At 43.6% G+C, this 24,856-nt stretch carries 16 protein-coding genes; 9 read left to right on the top strand and 7 right to left on the bottom strand.

Annotated features, from left to right (window positions below; translation table 11 throughout):
• Nucleotides 1-14: 14 nt before the first annotated feature.
• Entirely contained in the window at nucleotides 15-497 is a 483-nt protein-coding gene (locus ACWYU8_RS13505) for a YajQ family cyclic di-GMP-binding protein (RefSeq protein WP_457520172.1), read from the bottom strand.
• 40 nt (nucleotides 498-537) lie between these two features.
• Entirely contained in the window at nucleotides 538-1,590 is a 1,053-nt protein-coding gene (locus tag ACWYU8_RS13500; RefSeq protein WP_457520171.1) for a 3-deoxy-7-phosphoheptulonate synthase, read from the bottom strand.
• A 422-nt stretch (nucleotides 1,591-2,012) separates the two neighbouring features.
• Between ACWYU8_RS13500 and ACWYU8_RS13495 the strand changes: the two genes are divergently transcribed.
• Nucleotides 2,013-2,510, top strand: coding sequence for a PaaI family thioesterase (locus ACWYU8_RS13495; protein WP_457520170.1), 498 nt, complete (start codon nucleotides 2,013-2,015; stop codon nucleotides 2,508-2,510).
• A gap of 16 nt (nucleotides 2,511-2,526) precedes the next feature.
• On the opposite strand, the gene ACWYU8_RS13490 is transcribed toward ACWYU8_RS13495, so the two are convergent.
• Entirely contained in the window at nucleotides 2,527-3,879 is a 1,353-nt protein-coding gene (locus ACWYU8_RS13490) for a hypothetical protein (RefSeq protein ID WP_457520169.1), read from the bottom strand.
• A 193-nt stretch (nucleotides 3,880-4,072) separates the two neighbouring features.
• Between ACWYU8_RS13490 and ACWYU8_RS13485 the strand changes: the two genes are divergently transcribed.
• The gene (locus ACWYU8_RS13485; protein ID WP_457520168.1) at nucleotides 4,073-4,906 is read left to right on the top strand and encodes a CvfB family protein; all 834 of its coding nucleotides are present in this window, start codon (nucleotides 4,073-4,075) and stop codon (nucleotides 4,904-4,906) included.
• Between the two features lie 295 nt (nucleotides 4,907-5,201).
• Here the strand turns inward: ACWYU8_RS13485 and rsmF are convergent, their stop codons facing one another.
• From rsmF to ACWYU8_RS13465, 4 genes are all read right to left on the bottom strand, one after another.
• The gene (rsmF, locus tag ACWYU8_RS13480) at nucleotides 5,202-6,638 is read right to left on the bottom strand and encodes a 16S rRNA (cytosine(1407)-C(5))-methyltransferase RsmF (RefSeq protein ID WP_457520167.1); all 1,437 of its coding nucleotides are present in this window, start codon (nucleotides 6,636-6,638) and stop codon (nucleotides 5,202-5,204) included.
• A gap of 122 nt (nucleotides 6,639-6,760) precedes the next feature.
• On the bottom strand, nucleotides 6,761-9,409 hold the full coding sequence (locus ACWYU8_RS13475) for an MlaD family protein (RefSeq protein WP_457520166.1): 2,649 nt from the start codon (nucleotides 9,407-9,409) through the stop codon (nucleotides 6,761-6,763).
• Nucleotides 9,402-10,649 (bottom strand): PqiA/YebS family transporter subunit, encoded by a 1,248-nt coding sequence (locus ACWYU8_RS13470; protein ID WP_457520165.1) that lies wholly within the window; start codon nucleotides 10,647-10,649, stop codon nucleotides 9,402-9,404. Before ACWYU8_RS13470 ends, ACWYU8_RS13475 begins: the two co-directional genes overlap by 8 nt.
• Nucleotides 10,650-10,673: 24 nt before the next feature.
• Complete coding sequence (locus tag ACWYU8_RS13465) at nucleotides 10,674-12,470, bottom strand: ABC transporter ATP-binding protein (RefSeq protein ID WP_457520164.1); 1,797 nt, start codon at nucleotides 12,468-12,470, stop codon at nucleotides 10,674-10,676.
• A 92-nt stretch (nucleotides 12,471-12,562) separates the two neighbouring features.
• On the opposite strand from ACWYU8_RS13465, the gene ACWYU8_RS13460 reads away from it, so the two are divergent.
• The 7 genes from ACWYU8_RS13460 to ACWYU8_RS13430 all read left to right on the top strand — a co-directional run bounded on the left by ACWYU8_RS13460 (nucleotide 12,563) and on the right by ACWYU8_RS13430 (nucleotide 24,811).
• On the top strand, nucleotides 12,563-13,036 hold the full coding sequence (locus ACWYU8_RS13460; protein ID WP_457520163.1) for a GAF domain-containing protein: 474 nt from the start codon (nucleotides 12,563-12,565) through the stop codon (nucleotides 13,034-13,036).
• Between the two features lie 98 nt (nucleotides 13,037-13,134).
• Nucleotides 13,135-13,761, top strand: coding sequence for an RNA chaperone ProQ (gene proQ / locus ACWYU8_RS13455; RefSeq protein WP_457520162.1), 627 nt, complete (start codon nucleotides 13,135-13,137; stop codon nucleotides 13,759-13,761).
• 17 nt (nucleotides 13,762-13,778) lie between these two features.
• Nucleotides 13,779-15,785 carry a carboxy terminal-processing peptidase gene (gene prc / locus ACWYU8_RS13450; protein WP_457520161.1) on the top strand — a complete coding sequence of 669 codons (2,007 nt, stop codon included), beginning with the start codon at nucleotides 13,779-13,781 and terminating at the stop codon, nucleotides 15,783-15,785.
• A gap of 196 nt (nucleotides 15,786-15,981) precedes the next feature.
• Nucleotides 15,982-16,653 (top strand): hypothetical protein, encoded by a 672-nt coding sequence (locus ACWYU8_RS13445; protein WP_457520160.1) that lies wholly within the window; start codon nucleotides 15,982-15,984, stop codon nucleotides 16,651-16,653.
• Nucleotides 16,654-16,882: 229 nt separating this feature from the next.
• Entirely contained in the window at nucleotides 16,883-19,489 is a 2,607-nt protein-coding gene (gene pepN / locus ACWYU8_RS13440; protein WP_457520159.1) for an aminopeptidase N, read from the top strand.
• Nucleotides 19,490-19,548: 59 nt separating this feature from the next.
• A complete protein-coding gene (locus tag ACWYU8_RS13435; RefSeq protein ID WP_457520158.1) occupies nucleotides 19,549-19,767 on the top strand; it encodes a DUF2835 domain-containing protein in 219 nt (72 codons plus the stop codon).
• Nucleotides 19,768-19,969: 202 nt separating this feature from the next.
• Nucleotides 19,970-24,811: an NAD-glutamate dehydrogenase gene (locus ACWYU8_RS13430; protein ID WP_457520157.1), complete on the top strand. Its 4,842-nt coding sequence runs from the start codon at nucleotides 19,970-19,972 to the stop codon at nucleotides 24,809-24,811.
• Nucleotides 24,812-24,856 lie beyond the last annotated feature (45 nt).

Below are 24,856 nucleotides of genomic sequence, written 5' to 3'. Positions count from 1 at the left end.
GCTACGAACTAACATTAATCACGGAAGTTATTGAACTGAAACGGTAGACCTAATTCTGCTTCACGAATGGCTGCAATTGTCGCTTGCAGATCATCACGCTTTTTACCCGTTACACGTACTTTATCGCCCTGGATAGAGGCTTGTACTTTGAGTTTTGCATCTTTGATTAACTTAACAAGTTTCTTTGCGGTTGGCGTATCGATACCTTGGTGGAAAGCGATATTCTGATGCCAGTTTCTGCCTGTTGCTTCAGGGTTTTTAGAGTCCATAGCATTTGCATCGATACTACGTTTCGCTAAGTGACCACGTAAAATGTCACGCATTTGTTTAAGCTGAAACTCACCTTCAGCGGACATTTTCACATTTTCTTCTACTAGCTCAAAGCTCGCATTTACATTTCGGAAATCGAAACGAGTAGACAGTTCACGGTTCGCGTTATCAACGGCGTTACGCAGTTCAACGGTATCGATTTCTGAAACAATATCAAACGATGGCATGAAGATTCCTTGATTATCTTGTGTGATGGATATTACTTAATTACTTACCGGATTTTACAGCGTCCGCCAGCATATCTAGCATCGTTACTGTATCGTCCCAACTCAGACAAGGGTCAGTGATCGATTGACCGTATGTCAGGTTGTTGATGTCAGTCATTGGCTGATTACCTTCGACGATGAAGCTCTCTGCCATAATACCTGCAATTCGGGTACTGCCTGACTTTATTTGGTTACAGATATCGCGAGCAACATCAATCTGCTTTCTGTGTTGCTTTTGACAGTTTGCGTGGCTGAAATCAACAACCAGACGTTGTGGTAGATCGAACTCAGCTAATGCATCACACGCTTGCTTAACAGATGCTTCATCAAAGTTTGGACCTTTTTCGCCGCCACGTAAAATAATATGACCATAAGGGTTGCCGCTTGTACGGTAGACCGTCATGCGACCATTTTTGTCCGGAGAGTAGAAGTAATGCGATGCTTTAGATGCACGAATTGCATCAATCGCAATTTTTACATTACCATTTGTACCGTTTTTAAAACCAACCGGGCATGAAAGTGCCGACGCCATTTCTCGGTGAATTTGAGATTCAGTTGTGCGAGCACCGATAGCACCCCAGGTGATCAAATCCGCAATGTATTGACCTGTGATCATATCAAGAAACTCAGTAGCCGTTGCAAGACCAAGCTTGTTGATATCCAGTAGCAGTTTACGCGCTTTGTGAAGTCCTGCTTCTAAAGCGTAGGAGCCATCTAGGTTAGGGTCAGTGATTAAGCCTTTCCAACCTACTACTGTACGAGGTTTTTCAAAGTAAGTGCGCATCACGATAAACAGCTCATCTTTATACTTATCCTGAATTTCGCTCAGGCGCGTAGCATAGTCGATAGCAGCTTCTGTATCGTGAACAGAGCATGGGCCAACAATAGCCAAAAGGCGATTATCTTCACCCGTTAAGATCTTTTCAATCTGACGACGAGAGTTAGCAATGCGGTCTGCAACGTCATCCGTAATAGGGTATATACTACCTAGCTCTGCTGGGGTAGGCATTGGCCCCAAAGGCTGGGTTCTCAATTCATCTGTTTTTATAGGCATCTTATAGCTTTATTCTCTATTGCGAAGGGGTAAAGATAACGGAATTACCGGCAGGAATAAACCATTTGCCGGGATTCTTCGCCTTAAATACCCAAAATATCAGCTATCACATTGGCTTTATTACGCTTTTGCAACAAATTGCCGTTAGCTTATCACCTTTAAATTACATCTGAATGTACAGTTGAGTTCATTGTTTGTTGGTGCGGCGAAGCATTCGTGCTTCATCTGATTTCATTATATTTACGCGATATTAAGGACTTAGTTTGCGAGTGCCTTTTTATCTTCAATGGTGACGGTGTCACTTAGTTTTGGGCGATAGTGTTGATAAAATTAATACTCAGGTCTAGGTTTTGTTAACAATTCTTTGACATTAAAACGTGTGTTTGATTAACTGGCTGAGTTAGGTTGGTAAGGAGACCAAAATGTTATCTGCAGTACGTCGTGCAAACCTTTACTTGAAGGTATTCGGTTTCACAAAAGTTCCGTTAATTTGGCTATGTCGTCCGAAGATTATTGCGATCGACGAGCAGCATGTTGAAGTGAAAATTCCACTACGTAAAAGAACCAAGAATCATCTCAATAGCATGTATTTCGGCGCCTTGGCAGTTGGGGCTGATGTCGCTGGTGCTTTTTTAGCGATGAGTAAAGCTCAGGAGAAAGGTGAGCCTATTTCGCTGGCTTTTAAAGGGGTAAAAGCTGAGTTCCTGAAACGACCAGAAGCGGACGTACATTTTGTCTGTAACGACGGAAAATTGATCGATGAGATGCTTGATTACACCTTACAGACGGGAGAACGTATTAACCGTGATGTGAAAATTATGGCACTTTGTCCATCGCTCCATGGTGATGAGCCAATGGCCGAGTTCTATTTGACACTTTCGCTAAAAAAAGCAGCACAACATAAAAAGAAGGCTGCTTAATCGTTAACTTGTTTGTTTAGCTCAATTCTATTTTTTCAATCGATACTATCTTTGATCGGTTTAGAACCACCTTCCAACGATAGTAGATCGGTTCATCGGTGTGGTTGTCTTCTTTGACAATCACATTGATCAGATGACGTTTCTCTACGGATTCTCTCGTGACCTGTCCTTCATTCAAGCGATAGACCCGGTTTGAACTTTTATCCATCAGACGAATGATGGGCCTTAAGCTGATGTATAAGCTTTCGCGTGTTTGCTCATAACCGCTTAAAAACAACGACGTCGCCATCTCTGTTTTCTCGTGATAGTGGAGTATTTGTTCCTCACGTTGCACGATTCTCTTCTTACGGATTTGCTGAATCTTATCTGGCAAACTGGATAGTGTTCTGTAGTCGAGCCACTCTAGTTTTCTGCCGACCACTTTCTTGGTTGTCGGGTCGATGTATTTTTTACGCCATTTCGGCTTTCCTTTACGTATCCAACGCCACATCGCGTCGCGGAGATCATCTTTAAAAATTTCACGTAGTGCGTAAATGAAAGACATCGCGATAATGAAAGACGCTGAAATTTCACCGAGATAGTCCCGCGCGAGGATTACGGTCGATGTCACGAAGACCATCACTAAGCCTGTCGCAAATCCTTTAATCGCACGTTTTATGTTTTTACCCATAGAGATCGTTTGTTCACGCAACACGACAGGGTGCTCGATAAGGCGTCTCAATAGTCGCATTTTGTTCGAGAGACGGGTTACTTCTTCAAGTACTCTCGGAGAGTTGTATTTATTCAGTTGACGGTGCGCTTGTTCTTTTTCACAAAGGGTAATTAAGCGTTGCTTTATTGTACTATAATCGCCTTCTCGCGGCAGATGAGCGACCAGAGATAAGAATTTTTGCTCGGTGTACCAGGATAAATAGTTATCGATGTTCACATAGTATCGTTTTAAGTTCTCTTCATAAGGAATTGAACGGCGAAGGCGTTTTAATATATCGATAGCTAACTCAATAACTTCATCTACTTCGTCTTCGGTAACGGAGTCTTTCTCTAGCTTGTTTAGGCTCGCAACCGCTTTGTCCAGAGCAATGACGTATTGATAAGCAAATAAACTCAAACTGACACGATATTGTTGGTTGGACAGACGGCCTCGTTTTGCTAATCGACTGTGAACCAAAGGGAGCAGAATCTCGGTACTGTAATAGGATCGCTGTTGAGTAATGGATGTGTAATAAAATTCGGATTCACTGATGATGTCGGGATTGAGACCAAGCTCTCCGGGTATAAAGAAGTAAATATCAAGATCGACGCTTTTACTTTTTGCGAGTGCATGGCTAATTTTTAAAGTGATTGAGTCTTGTTTATCGACGTTGACCAAAAATAAACTCCTGACTTTGCTAACGTATCCTTTGTTCTGAAAATCGTACGGTTCCATAAGTGCAAGATTGCAAAGAGAATGCATCTGGCAATCCATAGAACGATAACAGCATAACAGAGCAGTATGCTTTTCTCTCTGATTTTCTTGTTAGTTTAGGTATAATTCCTTGTAAATTTAAAAAGAGACAATATCAATGATTAAAATTGGTCAAGTTAACAGCTTAGAAGTCATTAAAAAGGCTGATTTTGGCGTATTTCTGGATGGTGATGATTACGGTTCTGTTTTGCTGCCGAACAAACACGTGCCTGAGGGTACCGAGATTGGCGACAAGATCGACGTATTTTTGTACTTTGATTCAGAAAGCCAACTGGCTGCGACCATTGAAACACCCATCGCTCAGGTCGGTGAGTGGGGCCTGATGAAAATCGAAGGCGTGAACAAGACCGGCGCATTTGTTAGCTGGGGTATCAAAGATAAGGACTTGCTGATTCCGTTCAGTGAACAGCGCACACGTTTCTCTGCCGGCCAGACTATTTTGGTATACGTATACACAGATAAAGCATCAGGCCGTATTGTTGGTACAACTAAGTTCAATAAATGGCTCGACAAGACACCGGCCAACTACGAAGTGAACCAGCAAGTTGATTTGATCATCGCGGAACGTAGTCAACTGGGTTACAAAGCGATTATCAACGGTGAGCACTGGGGTATGATTTTCCCATCCGACGTTTTTGGTAAGCTGTATATCGGTAAAAAGCTGAAAGGGTTCATTAAGCAAATCCGTGAAGATGGCAAGATTGATCTGGCGTTGCAAAAAGTGGGGGTCGCTAAAATGGATGACCTTTCAACTAAGATCCTAGAGCAGTTAGAGAAGAAAGGCGGTTTTCTCCCACTGAATGACAAATCTTCTCCAGAAGCGATTTTCGAAGCATTTCGTACCAGCAAGGGCACCTACAAAAAGACGATAGGTGGGTTATACAAGCTGGGTAAGATCGTGATTGAAAAAGATGGCATTCGCTTGGCGTAAGCTGTCCGTCCCTGTAATCCAGTGAAATGACAGACAAAAAAAACGGCCCAAACTCTTCCTTACTTTGGGCCTAGGGGAAAATGGCTCCGAAGAGCCTACGCTAAAACCTTATTCTTCTTGGGGTTACGTATAAACACAATCAGTATCAATTTATTGTGTTAATACATTTAGTTTAGTACAGACCACTTGGATAGCTAGAGCCCCAGGCCGCTTTCATGCTTGCAACAAAAAAGCCATCGTGTGATTGCGATGGCTTTTTTCTTATTTATCGATTAGTTATCGTTTCTCACAAAAACTAAAATAAGTTTTTATCTCGTACTAATTCTCTCGGCAGACCATTTTTAATGCGATTACTGACCCATTTTCCTAAGCCGATGATGTTTCCTTGATACTTCACTAAAACTTCGCCTTTGCCGGATTTTATGTCCTCAGGAATGTTCTGTGGACGGACATCACGTCCCATGTACCATTCGCGGGCCTCTTCGATTGACAACTCGATAGCATTATCTTCTTCGCCAGTTGCCAGAGCCGTAACGACCTGATGTTGCCAACGGTAACCATTTTTGTGTGCTTCAGCGATTTTTATTCCCATTCGAGAAAATCGTAGCTCGCCGATCATCGGTTCTAACGCATTAGGGAACAGCCACACATCTTTATCTCGCAGCCAAACCGTACTGTCTTCTGGAAGCTCAATGTCTAGTGCACTATTAAGCTGTTTCGCAATCTCTGCGGATTCCTTGTTGGTCGCTTTAGCAAACGGGAACTTACCCATACGCTTTTTCACTTGTGGAGCATCAACACAAGCTGTCTTACGGATACGCGCAACGAAGAATCCTTCACAGTCATAAACCTGAGGGAAGATATGCAAAAAGCCTTCTTCGGTGAGCGCGGCTTTGGCATCTTCAAACAAGTTTTCCAGACTTTCGAACTCGACCGCTTCAGCAAATGTGTCTTTCAAATGCTGGCATACTTGTTGGTTTTCTTCCGTGCTCAGCGTACAGGTTGAATACACCATGACTCCGCCCGGTTTCAATGCATGAAATGCGCTTTCTATCAGATCCTTTTGCGTATTTGCAATTTCTAACACCGACGCTTGTGTCCAGTTTTTCATCGCGTCTTCGTCTTTTCGAACAGTACCTTCACCGGAACATGGTGCGTCCAGAAGTACTGCATCGAACTGTTCGGGTAACCAGCCACCAAATACTCGACCATCAAAGTTGCTGAGTGCCGCATTGCGAACACCACAACGTTCAATGTTCGCATGAAGAACTTTCACGCGGCTGGCTGCATATTCGTTCGCAACAAGCACGCCTTGGTTATTCATCAGAGCGGCGATTTGTGTCGTCTTCGAACCAGGAGCGGCAGCCGTATCAAGTACTGAATGGTATGACTCATCATTCATAAACAGGGCAGACACAGGCATCATCGAGCTTGCTTCCTGAATATAGAATAATCCAGACATATGCTCTGCTGTGTTTCCTAGCGGTACAACCGATTCGTCTGCATCAATCCAAAAACCCGTAGTACACCAAGGCACTGGGGAGAGTTTCCATCCTTTCTCTTGTGCGCGTTGGATAAAGTCTTCGACACTTATCTTGAGTGTGTTTACACGAATACTTTTGCGTAGAGGCCTCTGACACGCAGACACAAAGTCTTCCATGTTAAGATGAGCAGGTAAGATGGTTTGGATTTTTTCCAGAAATGCGTCTGGGATGTAAACGTTAGGATGCAATGTGGAGTCTCGTTTGCAGAATTTGCTGCAAATAATATACGAAAGCGATGCAGAAACGAATAGCCCCGGCCATGGGAAGTAAAAAAGAGCAGCGATTGCTGCTCTATGTTAAGGGGTTGTTCCTATGGTTTAGGAATGGGGGTACGCCACTGTACCCATTTTTCTTCTGCCTGAGGGTAAAGGAAAAAAGTCTGACCACTTTTCGCAGGTGGCGACAATTGCGATTGTTCAGGCGTGGAGAAGGCGATGCCACCTCGGACGATGCTATCAATCGTCCCTGCTTTAATGTTTGCGCCTGTCAGTCCAAAGGAAACATCGACGCCAGATACGTTCCAAAACACACTATTCTGTCGCACAAGATAGGCATATTCGGGTTTGAGCTTAATGGTCGTAACAATGCGATCTGCAAACTCTCCTAAGCGAACGTCTGTCACTTGACCCACTTCCATTTGTCGGTAAAGCACAGGCGTACCGGCCTCTACTGAACCGCGTTGCTCACTTTGAAGCGTGAACGCCACACCGTGGACTTGATCAAACTGTTTCTCTAATTGGAAACTAAATGCGGCATTACCTTTTCCAGGTTCAACGCTGATCGACTTAGCAACCAAAGCTGCGAGGTTTTTCACACCGCCAAGCCCGATTTCCGGTTCCGTTAACCAAAAACGTGATCCTTCAACCGCAATATTTGCTACATATTCAGGCAGGATACGTGCGGTTACTTCAACTAATTTTCGTTGAAAGTTTGGCACTACGAGTGTCACTTCACCTACGTTTACACCTTGGTAAGTAATAGGCATGCCTTTCTCGATTTCTTGAGTTCCGTCTGTTGTTAGCGAAATAACTCGACCAAACTTGCGAGCTGTCTTTTGATCGGCATATAGCTTCCAATGTTGACCGATTTTGTTTTCAACCCCAGGAACAGAGTCGAACGCTATACCACCTTGAATGATGGATTTCAGAGGCTGAGCTTTGACACTTACACCAGCAAGTGATGCATCTATCTCAATTCCTGAACGATTCCAGAACACCGTCTGAGGTGTTAAAAGGTGAGCAAATCGATTTTCGATACTTACTTGGATGACAACGCCACCGTCGACCAAATGGAAATCTGCCACGTTACCGACCGGAAGGTTGCGGTAGAGCAAAGGACTGCCTTTTGCAACAGAAGGCAATTCGGCTGCGTATAGGGTAAGCAATTGAGAACCTCGGCGGTTGTATTGCGCCAGTTCCGCTAATGATTCACTTTGGAACAGCTGATACTCGTTCTGAATACTTGCCGATCCTTCACTTACAAAGCTAATTGAACCTGTAAGTAATTGTTTTGCCGGCGGTACAGTTACATTCAGCCCAGATTCCGTTAGCTCAGCAGAAGCACTGCCAGTAACGTAAAATCGGTTGTTCGATTTGATTAAACGTTTGTATTCATGATCAATCAAAACATCCATATAGACTTCATGCTGCGTACTTTTACCTTCCTCAACTAAGCCGACGTTAATAATGGAGCCGACAACGATGCCTTTATAAAGCACGTTAGCACCGCTATCTAATCCAAACGAATTGTCTGATATAAGACGAATTGCGATGGATTTTTGTTGTTGTTGATTGAACTCGTTTTTACGGATCGCGGTGAACTGGCGAGATCGTTCACCATCTCCCGGAACAATGGTCAGATAGTTGCCGCGAACTAAATTGGCGATGTTCTCTACGCCGGAAAGTGAAACCTTCGCTTCTTCGAGGATAAATCGAGTTCCCGTTGTCAGCATATCGCTGAAAGCGGGTTGAATGGCGGCAGACGCGATGATCACTTCTCGACCATCAGAAAGACTTAGGTCGGTAACCTGGCCGATTTCAATGCCGCGATACATAATAGGCGCGCCTTCACCACTGATGTTATTGCCATCAGGTAAACCAATTTTAACCGCGATACCACGGCCAGCGGTTTTCAAGTCTTTGTATAAACGGAACTCGGTGTTTTCTTCCACTGCTTCTCCATCGTCAGGAGAGTCAACGGCGATGGCACCGCCAAGTAGGGCATTCATACTTTCTAAACGGACGTCGACACCATCGAAACCGATATTTGCTCCAATACCACTCACGTTCCAGAATCGACTGCGGTCGTTGATGATGTGTCGATACTGTTCCTGAATATTTGCCTGAATGGTCAGTGATTTTGCATCGTCATCTAATTGATAACTGTACACTGCTCCGATAGGAATTTTCTTATAGACGATCTGAGATCCGATAGATATTCCACCCAAGTCCCGGCTTTTGAGTTTGATATTGAGTCCTTGCGTCACTCTTAAGTCGGTTGGTATGGTTTCGAGGGCATGAAAGACGGTGTTGAACTCGTCACTGTCACCTGGTTGGATCGAAATGTAATTACCCGAAACCAGTGCGTCTAACCCTGAAATGCCACTAAGGCTAGCCGTTGGTTTAACCAACCAAAAGCGGGTGTTCTCATTGAGCAGTTTTGTCGCTTCCGGGTAAATATCCGCATCAACATAAATACTGCCGAGATCTTCCGTCAGGTTAATATCGCGAACCATACCCACTTCCATCCCTTGATAGCGAATGGTGGTCCTCCCCGCGACTAAACCCGCAGCATCGGAAAAGTATATCTGTATACGTTGCCCAGCATCGTGGATCGATTTCACTACCAACCAGCCGGCTAATACCATGGTCAAAATCGGAAGCAGCCAAAGAGGAGAGATACCTTTACTCCTCTTAATTTCTGGCACGTATGACGTTTGAGAACTGTTCTGATCACTCATTAATTGACTCTTTTTGTGATTGTTTGGGGGCTTGGTCCCAGATAAGTCTTGGGTCGATACTGTCTGCGGCTAGCATGGTAAATACCACCACTAAACCGAATGCGACAGCGCCAAGTCCTGGCGTGAAGTCGAGTATTTGACCGCGATCGATCAAGGTCATCATGATGGAAATAACAAACAAGTCCATGACTGACCATTTACCGATCCATTTTACAGCAAAGTAACCCATCATTCGTTGTCGCCTGAACACCGAGCGCTTGAACTTTATACACAGCATGATGTAAGCAAGACCAAGAATTTTGACCACGGGAACGACGATACTCGCAACAAAGATAATTGCGGCGATACCATACATGCCACTGTTAACCAAAGAGGCAACACCCGAAAATATGGTGTCTTCGAGACGTTGACCGTTGGTTATTAAAATCGAAATAGGGATAAGGTTGGCTGGGAAAATAGAGACCGTCGCAGCAATCAAATACGCCCACGTTTTCTGAATGGAGTGAGGCTTACGGTGATACAACTCATGACCGCAACGCTGGCAGTTTTTATTTTCAGGCTGAGATAAGTGACACTCGTGACAATGCACATCTTTGTGTTCAAACTCATAGTCTGTCTCGGGCTGCCAACTTTCCCAGTAACGGCGCACACTGATTCGGGAGATAAGTAGAACCGTGAATATTTGCAATAAACCCAGGCCAATTAAGCCGGGGCCAACAAAGATATCGGAATAGTCCTGAAGTTTGAAACAGGAGACGGCTATACTGACCAGGAATACATCCAGCATTACCCAATGCTTGAGATGCTGAATCAGCCAGAGAGAGATACGCAACCCATTAAACCAGCGCTTATGAAGTGAAATATGAGCGGTCACGACAGAGGCACAAACGGTAAAAGGGGCTAAAGAACTGCAAAACAGTATCAGCAAGGAAAGCAGAACGAAGCCTTCTTCCATCAGTGCGATCATTCCTGATGGCAAAGTTGCCGGAATCATGACACCAAACAGCCTGATGCTGATGAAGTTAAAAAAGTGCGAAGGGATAAATAGAAGAAGGCAAGTAACCGCCACCGCCAAGTTGCCGGACAGGCTATGCTGACCACCACGATATAATTGTGTGCCGCATCGAGGACAGTAGGCATGTTTTCCTTTAGGTAGCTCGATGATGTCGACGGGAAGCTCGCACCCTTGACACAAACGTACCCGGCTAGGTTTCATGGCGTGCTTAGACAGAGAGGTCATAACGACCTCTCTAAATGAAATGATTTAAGCGTGGGACTGAATGCCCCCATATAAAGTTTGATATAAGCCTTCTTGCTCAACTAACTCACCATGGGTTCCGGTTTGAGTCACTTTTCCATCTTCAAGTACATAAATCAAATCGGCTTGTTTCACCGCAGACAGGCGATGCGCGACAATTAGCGTCGTTCTGCCGCGAAGGAACTCCGTTAGAGCCTTGTGCAGTGCTGCTTCTGTCGCTGTGTCCAACGCAGACGTTGCTTCATCCAAAATCACAAATTGTGGATTACTTAACACCATTCTCGCTATCGCAAGACGCTGACGTTGACCGCCTGACAAACGGATCCCATTACGACCAATTTGTGTATCTAACCCGTGGTTAAGCTGAGAAATCACATCTTGCAGTTGCGCCACATCAAGAGCTCGCCACAAAGACATCTCATCAAAGTCACCACCAAGAGTGAGATTATGCCTTAAGGTATCGTTAAATAATATAGGTTGCTGTAATACCACAGCAATTTTGTTGCGGATCACTTCAAAACCGATATCGTCCGTTAATTCGTCATTATAACGAATGCTACCGGAATTTTGACGGTAGACGCCTATCAGCAATTGAATCAACGTAGATTTACCACCGCCACTCGCTCCAACCAATGCCACCTTTTTACCTGCTGGAATATGCAACGACAGGTTGTCCAGAACCTTATGGTCGTTGTTGTATGAGAAATTCACGTTTTCTACCTTCACATCAACTTCCCTGTCTTCGGTGAATGGATTTACTTTCGATGGCGGTCTGTGTTCTTCTTCTAGCTGCAATAAGTCATTAATACGTTTTAACGCCGCTTTGGCACTGTACCAGGAGAACTGGATGCCCAGTAATTCCTGAACAGGAGACAGCATAAACCAGAGGTAACCAAAGACGGCAAAGATCTGACCAATGGTTAAGTCGCTAAATAGAACCATGAGCATGGCAACGGCGCGGAATAATTCGAAACCAATCAGAAAGAGCAGGAACGAAACACGTCCAGCGGCTTCAGATTGCCAGGCATATTTGTCCGCATCCAATCGGACTTGATCAGCACTGCTTTTAAGTTGTTGGAGGAACTCGCGCTCTTTGTTGGCCGCACGCAGCTGATAGATACCATCCAACGTTTCCACTAAACGATTTTGAAAAACCTCAAACGAGTGATTTTCTTTGCGTTTTAAGTGCTTGACCATGCTGCCAAGTTTTCGTGAAAAATAGATGACGATGGGGTTCACCAATAAGATAAACAGACCCAAACGCCAGTCGAGCCAAAGGAGAACGATTGCAGTTCCGATGACAGTCAGTAAACTAATGACAAATTTTGCGAGCGTTGAACCGATAAATTGGTCAATAGTTTCAATGTCAGTAATCAGGTGAGCGTTGATCCCACCGCTACCTTTGGTTTCGTATTGGCGAATACTGATTCGACCCAACTTGTCGATCATCTTGCTGCGTATTTCAAAGGTGATGGTCTTGGAAACCAAAGTGAACTGACGACTTTGAACGATGTTGAGTGCCTGACTAGCGGCTCGCATCAGAACAACCAATAAAAGCGTAAAGAAAATATAGCCAGTAGGCGTGTGCCACGCTTCTGGAAGCATGGAATTCATTACGTCTATGCCAGTGGCTGGTTGATCCAATAAGACTTCATCCACCATTAATGGCATAAGAAGAGGGATTGGAACACTAATCAGGGTCGCCAAAACAGCAATCAAGTTCGCTAGAATAAGCTTGGACTTGTGCTTTTTTACTTGTGTTATCAACCAAGAACGGCTAATAGTGTCATCTTTCTGAATCATCGTAATTGCGAATAAGTCCTATTTAAAAGTAGGTCTGCATTTTAACGTTATCCCTTAATAATGGAAGCGTTATTAATAAGTAGGAAGTTAATATGAACATAGAACAATATCAAAGACTAACCAAGCAAGCTGCTGCTCTTATTGAATCAGAACCAGACCTGATTGCTAACTTGGCGAACCTGAGCTCTCTTCTGTTTATGGAGCTAGAAGACCTAAACTGGGCAGGTTTTTACCTGACAAAAGGTGATGAACTGGTTCTTGGTCCTTTCCAGGGTAAGCCGGCTTGTGTCCGCATCCCAATGGGACGTGGTGTCTGTGGTACTGCTGCAAAAACTAACACTACACAAAGAGTATATGACGTTCATGAGTTTGAAGGACATATTGCGTGTGATGCAGCAAGCAATTCGGAAATTGTGATTCCGTTTACTATTAATGGCAAAGTTGCGGGTGTGCTTGATATCGATAGCCCAAATGTCGGTAGATTCAGTGAAACAGATGAAGAAGGCCTTACCCATTTTATGTCCGAAGTAGAAAAGCTGCTTAATTCACACGCGAACAACGCATAAATTAGTCCACGAGTGTGGTTTTTCCTTGGCATGTCACTATAATACGAGAATATTTTTTCTTAATGCTCTGCGGAAATCCGCTCAAACCAGGAACCCTCATGACTGAAAAGTTAAAAAACAGCAAAGAAGTTATTGCATATATTGCTGAATGTTTCCCTAAGTGCTTTACTTTAGAAGGTGAAGCAAAGCCCCTGAAAATTGGTATTTTTCAAGATCTTGCGGAACGTCTAAATGAAGACGAAAAAGTAAGCAAAACTCAGCTTCGTGCAGCGTTAAGACAGTACACTTCATCATGGCGTTACCTACACGGTGTAAAACCAGGTGCGGTACGTGTTGATCTGGATGGCAACCCATGTGGTGAGCTAGAAGAGGAACACGTAGAACACGCAAAAGCGACATTAACTGAAAGCAAAGCGAAAGTTCAAGCTCGTCGTAAAGAACAAGTACAGAAAGCTCGTGAAGAGGGTAAGGCGAAAGCGAAACCAGCGGCTAAAAAGCCTCAACAGCCTCGTCGCGCTAACAAACCAAAAGTACAAAAAGAAACTCAGCCTGTAGAAACACGCGCGCTAAATGCTGACGAAATCACAGTAGGTAATGCAGTTAACGTGAACATGGGCAAAGGAAACATGGCAGCGACCATTGTTGAAGTCAATAAGGATGATGTACGTGTTCAACTAGCTAACGGCCTACAAATGGTTGTGAAAGCGGAGCACTTGCGCGCATAAGGGAGATACTCCTACGCATGAATTGCCGTTCAAAAGTGACCCTGATCGCTGCTAGCTTATGGCTAGCAGCATCAGCTCAGGCTCTCGAAGCCAAACTACATAAAGATGACTTGCCGGTGCTAACTCCTGAAGTTCAGCACGAAACGGCTAGCAAACGAGTCACCTCTCGTTTTACCCGCTCTCATTACAAACACTTCAGTCTGGATGATGATTTCTCCAAAGCGATTTTTGAACGCTATGTAGAAATGCTTGATTATAATCGAAATATTTTCACTCAAGCAGATATGGACTCTTTCAAAAATTGGTCTGTAGAACTGGATGATCAACTCAAAGCTGGTAATAACCAGATTGCTTTCGATGTTTATAATCTTTCAATGCAAAAACGTTTTGAGCGTTTCACCTACGCATTGACGTTACTCGACAATGAAATCAAGTTTGATAATGATGATCAGATTGAACTTGATCGTTCAGAGGCTGCATGGCCGAAGAATGAGGAAGAGATCAATGAGTTATGGCGTAAGCGTGTTAAATACGATGCACTAAATCTAAAGCTGACTGGTAAAGCATGGCCAGAAATCAAAGAAGTTTTAGAGAAGCGTTACAACAACGCGATGAAGCGAATCACTCAGACCAATAATGAAGACGCATTCCAACTTTACATGAATGCCTTCGCACGACAGGTCGATCCTCACACTAGCTATCTTTCTCCACGTAACGCGGAACAGTTCCAGTCAGAGATGAATCTTTCACTGGAAGGCATTGGTGCCGTTTTACAATTAACCGATGATTACACGGTGATTCGCTCGTTAGTTGCTGGTGGACCGGCGTCAAAGAGCAAACAACTTGGTGAAGGTGACCGAATCATTGGTGTTGGCCAAGATGGTGAAGAGATTGTCGACATTATTGGATGGCGATTAGATGATGTTGTTGAGTTAATCAAAGGGCCGAAAGGGACCAAGGTTAACCTGCAGATATTGCCAGAAGCCTCTGGAGCCAAGAGTTATATTGTCACTATTGTCCGAGACAAAGTACGTTTGGAAGACCGTGCTGTTAAATCGGAAATTATTGAAAAAGGCGGAAAGAAAATCGGAGTATTAGAAGTTCCGAGTTTCTATGTTGGTCTTTCTCAGGACACAGATAAACTGCTTGCAGAATTAAAGGCTAAGAAAGTTGATGGTGTCATTGTTGATTTGCGTAATAACGGCGGCGGTGCATTAACGGAAGCAACAGCACTAACGGGCTTGTTTATTAAGGATGGTCCGGTCGTGCAAGTTCGCGACAGTTATGGTCGTATTAAGGTCAATGCAGATACTGATGGGCTAATCAGCTATGACGGTCCATTAACCGTTTTGATTAACCGTTATAGCGCGTCAGCATCGGAAATCTTTGCTGCTGCAATGCAAGATTACAGCCGCGCAATCATTCTCGGTGAAAATTCTTTTGGTAAAGGAACGGTACAACAACATCGTTCATTGAATCATATATATGATCTTTTTGATAAAGAGCTAGGTTATGTGCAATACACGATTCAAAAGTTCTACCGCATAGATGGGGGTAGTACTCAGAACCGTGGAGTCGCGCCTGACATTGCTTATCCAACGCCTATTGAAGCTTCTGAAACTGGTGAAAGTGTTGAGGAAAATGCCTTGCCTTGGGATAGTATCGACAAAGCAATTTACGATACCTACCCAAGCAATAAAGCCTTAGTTGAAACGCTGACCACGTTACACAACAAGCGTATCGCGGATGAGATGGAATTCCGTTTTATCAACGAGGATATTCAAAAATATCGCAAAGAGAAAGATAACAACTACTTGTCTCTTAACGAAAAAGTACGTAAAGCTGAACAAGATTCTGAAGATGCACTTCGTCTAGAACGCATTAATGAACGTCAAAAAGTTTCTGGCAAAAAGCCATTTAAGTCATTAGAGGATGTGCCTAAAGACTACGAAGCGCCAGATGTATATCTTGAGGAATCTGTCTCAATTATGATTGATTTGCTAAAAGCGCCGAATCAGTCATAACGACTAGGAATTCAATACCACAAGAGCGAGTCCTGACGACTCGCTCTTTTTTTATTCTCATTTAGTCTGTGTTTCAGCTGAATAATTAGATAAATATGCGCTTTTTTTGTACTAATAATTTACGTGATGCAACTCCAATATTTCGCGAAAACGACGGCTAAAGCCTAAGCTAAAAGAAAACGATAAGGATGCCGGTATGAAATGGTTCTTTATTTTACTTAGTTTTTTTTGCTTTAGTGTGTTCAGTGCAGACAACACCAGAGAGAGAGAAGAAGAATTAAGTCATTTTGACACCCCGTTTCTCATTGGGGATTGGTATCTGCTGAATCCAAATCCGGGAGAGTCGGCGGAAAACTTTCGCGCCATAAAATTGTCTTTGGGATCTGACTATATGTTTTCCATAGATATTCAAAAGAAAGACTATTCAGTTGATCACTGGGAAGGAATGTATAACGTTAACGAAGATACTATTGTTCTTGGCCTAAATACGAATGAGCCTCAAGTATACGCCTACCAGAATAATCACAACACGCTCGATCTTAACGGTGTGACTTTCACCAAAGGTCTTTCAAATGCGCTGGCCGGTATGTGGTCTAGCTCCTACGTTTCTGGCGATGGATTAGCTGCGAGTAAAATCAATCATATGGATTTGATTCTTCAGCCGGATTTTGTATTTTTGTTCCGGGTATCAAATGAGGCAGGGAAAGAGTCTGTTAAACAAGGTGTGTTTTATACCGAGGATGAGTATCTAGTTCTTTTGTATGAAAACGGAGAGCATGGTACTACCTATAGACTCAATAAAAACGAGTTGACGATAGAAGACTCAAATGGTGATATGTACGCGGTTTTAAATCGAGTAACACAATAAATAACGCACTTAAATTGTTTCACCGTGACTTGTGACCAGTGAAGACTATAAATGTTGTGTAAATGTTAATCAGAATGTAGAGCTAGAGCACTATTAGCTCTATTTTTTATAGAAAGACTTGTATTCTGATACCACAACCCATACAAATAGCTTATATATTGATACCACTTCAGAGTCCGTTCATCTAAAGAAGTGGTTTTTATTCTTCGACATACAAGGATTTATGGACATGTCCCAAGCTCCCCAAGCCAAATATCGTAAAGATTATAAAGCGCCATCCCATACTATTACTGAAATTAATCTTACTTTTGATCTTTATGACAACGACACAATCGTCACTGCCGTTTCAAAGGTAGTTCAAAAGGGTGAGTTAACCTCACTAAAATTAGACGGTGAAGGGTTAGAACTTCGTTCTGTTAAAGTAAATGGCGAAGACTGGGCACACCACGAAGTTAAAGAGTTGTCTTTAGTTCTTAGCGATCTTCCGTCTGAATTTGAACTCGAGATCATCACTAAGATTGATCCAGAAGCAAACACAGCACTTGAAGGTTTATACAAATCTGGAGGTGCTTTCTGTACTCAATGTGAAGCAGAAGGTTTCCGCCGCATTACCTACTATCTGGATCGCCCAGATGTGTTAGCAAAATACACCACAAAAGTCATCGCAGACAAAGGGGCTTACCCATACTTGCTTAGCAACGGTAACCGCGTAGCAGAAGGCGAAGCAGAAAATGGTCGTCACTGGGTGCAATGGCAAGACCCGCATCCAAAACCAGCCTACCTATTTGCATTGGTCGCAGGTGATTTTGATGTGCTGCGTGACAAGTTCACCACAATGTCAGGTCGCGATGTCGATCTGGAAATCTTCGTTGATAAAGGCAACCTAGATCGTGCGCCACATGCGATGACTTCGCTGATTAACTCCATGAAGTGGGATGAAGAGCGTTTCGGTCTTGAGTACGATCTGGATATTTATATGATCGTGGCTGTGGACTTCTTTAATATGGGCGCGATGGAGAACAAAGGTCTGAACATCTTTAACTCTAAGTTTGTACTGGCCAATGACCAAACAGCAACAGACCGTGATTACCTTGGTATTGAAGCAGTCATTGGTCACGAGTACTTCCACAACTGGACTGGTAACCGCGTGACTTGTCGTGACTGGTTCCAGCTAAGCTTGAAAGAAGGCTTAACTGTATTCCGTGATCAAGAGTTCTCGTCTGATCTTGGCTCACGTGCTGTAAACCGCATCGATAACGTGCGTATTATCCGTGGTCCTCAGTTTGCAGAAGATTCAAGCCCGATGTCACATCCTATTCGTCCGGATAAAGTGATCGAGATGAATAACTTCTACACCTTAACTGTGTATGAAAAAGGTAGCGAAGTGATTCGGATGTACCATACATTGCTAGGTGAAGAAGGGTTCCAGAAAGGCATGAAGCTTTACTTCGAACGCCACGATGGTACAGCTGCGACGTGTGAAGACTTTGTCTCTGCAATGGAAGATGCAACGGGTGTCGATCTTACACAATTCCGCCTATGGTATAGCCAGTCTGGCACGCCAACATTGCGCGTAGGAAGTGAGTACAATGCACAGGCGAAAACATACTCTCTGACCGTAGAGCAGTTTACTGAAGCGACGCATGATCAGTCAGAAAAACAAGCACTGCATATTCCATTTGATATCGAACTTTACGATACCAAAGGGCAGGTCATTCCTCTGATCATCAACGGTGAATCTGTTCACAATGTTTTGGATATTAAACAAGACAAGCAGACATTCGTGTTTGAAAATGTGCAAGTGAACCCAGTACCATCCTTGCTACGAGAGTTCTCGGCACCGGTTAAGCTGGAATACAATTACAGCGATGACGAGCTTATTTTCCTGATGAAGCATGCAACTAACGACTTTGCTCGTTGGGATGCCAGCCAAATGCTATTGGCAAAATACATCCGTCAAAATGTGCTGAATGTCCAGGCCGGTCAGGAAGTACAACTTTCAGCAGAAGTGCTTGATGCATTCCGTGAGGTATTGCTTGACGCAAACCTTGAGCCAGCGTTTATAGCACACGTGCTTTCACTGCCTTCAATTAATGAAATCACTGGTTGGTATCAACAGATTGATATCGATGCCGTTGATGCTGTACTGAATGCAATTACACTGTCACTTTCCAAAGAGTTGGAGCAGGAGCTAAGTGCGACATACCACGCTTTAAAACAAGCAGAGTACTCGATAGATCACGATTCTATTGGTAAGCGAGCGCTGCGGAATCAGTGTCTGCAATTCCTGGCACATACTGAAAAAGGCAATCAACTTGTTCGAGAGCAGTATGAATTTGCAAACAACATGACAGATACAATTGCAGCAATGACAGCGGCGAATAGCGCACAACTTGAATGCCGTGAATCACTAATGGCGGATTACAGCGATAAGTGGAAACATGATGGTCTGGTTATGGACAAATGGTTTACCTTACAAGGTAGTAACCCGGCAAAAGATGCACTAGCAAATATCAAAGCTACCATGTCTCATGAAGCGTTTAGTTTGAAAAATCCAAACCGTACTCGCAGCTTGATTGGTTCATTCTTAGGTTCTAACCCTGTACGTTTCCACGATAAGTCTGGCTCTGGTTATCAGTTTGCTGGCGAGATTCTTCGTCAGTTAAATGATACCAACCCTCAAGTGGCTTCGCGCCTGATCGATCCACTGCTTAAATTCCGTAAATACGATGAGCGCCGTCAGGCTCTGATCCGTGCGGAACTTGAAAAGCTAAAAGCGATGGACAATCTGGCAAACGATTTGTTTGAAAAAGTCAGTAAAGCGCTGGACGAATAATCCATAAAAGAATAGGGTGGCCATAAAAGCCACCCTTTTTCTATCACGTTTTTTCTTTCATGAAGTACTACTATTTTACTCTTAACATTCCGTATCAAACATTTCTTTCACATTACTCTGGTGTTTCAAACACTATCCAAGTCGTGACCCATAACGGATTAAGATTGCAGTTGCCCGCGACCAAATTCAGACCATTTCTTAGTCAATTGGGTGTTAAAGGCCAGTTTAGACTAACAACTGACCAAAATAACAAGTTTATTAAGTTAGAAACTCTGTGATGTAAGGTATTTTTAGATGTTTAAATAGGAATCTTAGTCACAGAATCAGACATTTCACCTCATACCACCACGAATAGTTGTTAAACATTTGTAATTATCCTTTTACAATAGTCTGTATGCATTACCAATGCTTAGTTTTCAGGAAATCCCACCTGTTGCTGAGTCCCCCTACAAAACAACAATTATTCTGTGGAGTGTGAATATGACCGCGCGTGAAAATGTAGTGCCGGTTCTGCTTGAAAAAGTTTATCAACTGATTCAAGACAAACTCGAGCTTTCTCACCAGACGCTTGTAACAAAACTTGCTAAGCACTTATTTAGTAACATTTCTAATGATGACCTGATTCAGAGAAACGAATCTGATCTCTATGGTGCTGTTATCAGCCTATGGCATCATATTAATGAAAAGAATCCAGAAGAGATTTCGGTACAAGTCTTCAACCCGACTGTTAGCCGTCACGGCTGGCAATCAACTCACACTATCGTAGAAGTAGTTGTTCCAGATAGTCCATTTTTAGTGGATTCAATCAAGATGGCGTTAGCACGCTTAGACTTGGTTTCTCATCTAATGTTAAATAATCCCACTCAACTGCAACGAGATGAAAGCGGTCACGTGATCGACGTGAATGGTGAGGGGGGTGTTCTTCAGTCTCTCTTCCATATTGAAGTCGATCGCCTCACCAGCAAAGAACAGATGCAAGCGCTTAAATCTGAACTGATGGATATTTTTTCTGATACTCGCCTCGTCGTTAGTGACTGGAAGCTGATGGTTGAAAAGTTAAAAGTTGTTACTGATCAACTAGAACAGAATAAAGATCGAGTTTCGATCCAAAAAGATCGTATGGATGAAACCATTGCTTTTCTACGTTGGTTAGGTGAGCACAACTTTACCTTTATGGGTTACAAAGAATATGATCTTGTTGAGAACAACGGTGATACAGAACTAAAACCTGTCAAAGAGAAGGGATTGGGTCTGTTTTCTGATGACAAACGTATTCGTAGCGTTAAATTAGCGGAGTTGTCAGATTCAGCACGACTAGAAGCAAAGAAACCATACGCGTTGATCATGACAAAAGGTAATCGACCATGTCGTATTCACCGTCCGGCTTATACCGACTATATCGGTATTAAAAAATTTGATGAACATGGCAAAGTGATCGGTGAACATCGCTTCACTGGTCTTTATACGTCGGCTGTCTACAACCAGGCAGTACAAAGTATTCCTCTTATCCGTGAAAAAGTGAATCGTATCCTTGTGGCAAGTGGCTACCGTCATGGTTCATACTCTTACAAAGCACTGCACAATATCTTAGAAAACTATCCGCGTGATGAACTGCTTCAAGCGAATGAAGAAGAATTGCTTGAAGTGGGTATGGGCGTGGTACAAATGCAAGATCGTGACTTGATACGCGTATTTGTTCGCAAAGACCCGTTCGGCCGCTTCTTTAGTTGCATGGTCTACGTAACAAAAGAACGCTACAACACAGAGCTTCGTCGCCAGACTCAACGTATTTTTAAACAGTACTTCGGCTCTGAACAAGAAGTTGAATTCACGACTTACTTCTCAGAAAGTCCTTTAGCAAGAACACATTACATTGTTCGTGTTGACAATAATAACATTGACGTAGACGTGAAAAAGATCGAGCAAAATCTAATGGAAGTTTCTACTACTTGGGACGACAGACTGAAAGAGTCTATCATTGCAAACTTCGGTGAAAGTAAAGGTCTCCCACTTTCAAAAGAATATATGAGTGCGTTCCCACGTTCGTACAAAGAAGACATGATGCCGGGTTCTGCAGTAGCGGACATTGAACGTCTTGAAGCACTGAGTGATGACAACAAACTGGGCATGTTATTCTACCGCGCTCAGGAAGTGGCAACTGACTCAAAAGCAGTTCGTTTGAAACTTTACCATCGCGACGAACCGATCCACCTTTCTGACGTGATGCCAATGTTGGAAAACTTAGGTCTGCGCGTGATCGGTGAGTCACCATATGAAATTGAGAAGACGAATGGCCAGACATTCTGGATCCTGGATTTCTCAATGTTGCATAAGAGTGAAAAGACGGTTGATCTTCGTGAAGCGAGAGATCGTTTCCAGCAAGCGTTTGCTGCAATTTGGTCAGGTAATCTAGAAAGTGATGGCTTTAACCGACTTGTTCTGGGTGCATCTCTAACAGGACGTGAAATTTCAATTCTTCGTGCTTACGCACGTTACATGCGTCAAGTTGGCTTTCCATTTAGCCAACAGTACATCGAAGATACGCTAAGCCACTACCCAGATTTAGCAACGGGCCTAGTGACTCTGTTTGCGAAGCGATTCGATCCTAAGTTCAAAGGCAGTGAAAAAGGTCAGAACGATCTTATCAAGAAGTTAACTGAGCAATTAGATCGTGTAGAAAGCTTGGATGATGATCGTATAATTCGTCGTTACATGGAAATGATCATGGCGACTCTGCGTACCAACTACTACCAAACAGACGAAAACAAGCAGCCTAAGCCTTGGTTGTCGTTGAAGATGAAGCCAAGTGAAATCCCAGAGATTCCGCAACCTGTACCAGCATTCGAAATTTTCGTTTACGCACCGGATATCGAAGGTGTTCACCTCCGCGGTGGTAAAGTTGCTCGTGGAGGACTGCGTTGGTCTGATCGTCAGGAAGATTTTCGTACCGAGGTACTTGGTCTGGTTAAAGCACAGCAAGTTAAGAACACCGTTATTGTTCCTGTCGGTGCTAAAGGTGGTTTCGTATGTAAACGCCAACCATCATTAACAAACCGTGACGAAATTTTTGCTGAAGGTCAACGCTGTTACAAGCGTTTCATCCGTGCGTTGCTTGATGTATCAGACAACATCATCGAAGGCGAAGTCGTCCCTCCGCAAAGTGTGGTCCGTCATGATGAAGATGACCCATATTTGGTTGTTGCTGCAGATAAAGGTACGGCAACGTTCTCTGATCTCGCGAACTCAGTCTCTGACGAATACAACTTCTGGTTGGGTGATGCATTTGCTTCTGGTGGCTCTAACGGTTACGACCACAAAGCAATGGGTATTACAGCTAAAGGTGGATGGGAGTCAGTGAAGCGTCATTTCCGTGAAATGGGAATCGACTGCCAAACAACAGACTTTACTGCGATTGGTGTGGGTGACATGGCGGGGGATGTATTTGGTAACGGTATGCTGCTTTCGAACCATATTCGTCTGCAAGCTGCATTCAACCACATGAACATCTTTATTGATCCAAACCCTGATTCAGCTTCTAGCTGGGAAGAGCGTAACCGCTTGTTTAATTTGCCAAGATCAAGCTGGGAAGATTACAACAAAGATTTGATCTCTCAAGGTGGTGGTATTTTCTCACGTCGTGCGAAATCGATCCAACTGACGCCAGAAATTCAGAAAATGTTGGGTACGAAGAAAGCATCTCTGGCGCCAAACGATCTGATTAAGATGATCCTGAAAATGAAAGTGGATCTTCTTTGGAATGGTGGGATCGGTACTTACGTTAAAGCTTCTCATGAGACGCACACCGATGTAGGTGACCGTGCAAACGACATGCTACGAATCGATGGTCGTGATTTAAGAGCTAAAGTAGTTGGTGAAGGCGGTAACTTAGGTATGACTCAGCAGGGTCGTATCGAATACGCACTCAGCGGTGGCCGTGTGAACACCGACTTCGTTGATAACGTAGGTGGTGTGGACTGTTCGGATAACGAAGTAAACATCAAGATCTTCCTGAATGGTCTGGTGTCTAATGGTGATCTCACTGTTAAGCAACGTAACCAGATCTTAGAGTCTATGGAAGATGAAGTTGGCGAAATCGTTCTGGATGACGCGTACTGCCAATCAGAGTCGATCTCTGTAACTGAGCAGCAAGGAGTTAGCGTCGTTAAAGAGCAGATTCGATTCATCCATACCATGGAAAAAGCAGGGTACTTAGATCGTGCGCTGGAATACATTCCAGATGATGAGACGCTTCTTGAACGTGAAAAACAAGGCCAGGGCTTAACTCGTCCAGAGCTATCGGTATTGGTTGCTTACGGCAAAATGGTTCTGAAACAACTGCTTGCAACAGACGAAATTGCGAATGATGAGTTCCACGCTAAACAGCTAGTTGCGTACTTCCCTAGTGAGTTACGCCGTAACTATAAACAACAAATGGTCAATCATCCGCTACGTGTGGAAATTATCGCAACAGCGTTGGCAAACCAGATGGTTAACGAGATGGGCTGCAACTTTGTCACTCGTCTACAAGAAGAAACAGGTGCAAGTGTTGTTGATATTGCGAATGCATACAGTGCAGCACGTGAAATTTTCGAACTAGAATCGATCCTTAGTCAGACTCGTGAACTGGACAACATCGCGACAGCACAAGCGCAATACGAAATCATGTTCTATGTTCGTCGTGCACTACGACGTATCGCACGTTGGCTACTACGTAATCGCAGTGGTAAGTATACGGTAGGTGAGTTGATCAACCTTTACAAACAAGATGTGAATGTTATCAGTGAAACACTGGATAGCATGCTTGTTGAGTCAGAAGTTGAAGAGCACAACGAAGTCGCATTGGCGTGGATTGAAAACGGAGTTGAAGTGTCACTTGCTAATAAAGTTGCGCGTCTATCCAGCCTTCAGTCTGCTTTGGATATCTGTGCAGTAGCGAGTGAAACAGGCAAAACAGTTGAGCAAGCGTCTAAGTTGTACTTCAACTTAGGTGATCGTCTATCTCTGCATTGGTTCTTGAAGCAAATCAATAACCAGGCGGTCGACAACAACTGGCAAGCGCTGGCAAGAGCGGCATTCCGTGAAGACTTGGATTGGCAACAACGTCAGTTAACCGCTCAGGTGTTAAGCTGTGCATGTGCTGCAGAAGAGTTCGATGTCATGGCAGCGCTCGATAATTGGTTAGAGACCAATGAACCTTCATTGCAACGTTGGGAAAGTATTCTCAACGAATTTAAGGTGGGCACGGTCCATGAGTTTGCAAAATTCTCAGTTGCTCTTCGCGAACTGGTACTTCTGAACTTGAACTGTTCATCTAGCGACTAGAAGAGAAAAAGTTAAATCAGGCCCCGTAGAAATATGGGGCTTTTT

The organism is Vibrio limimangrovi, from assembly GCF_054064025.1.
This window is presented reverse-complemented; position numbering and strand designations above follow the sequence as displayed.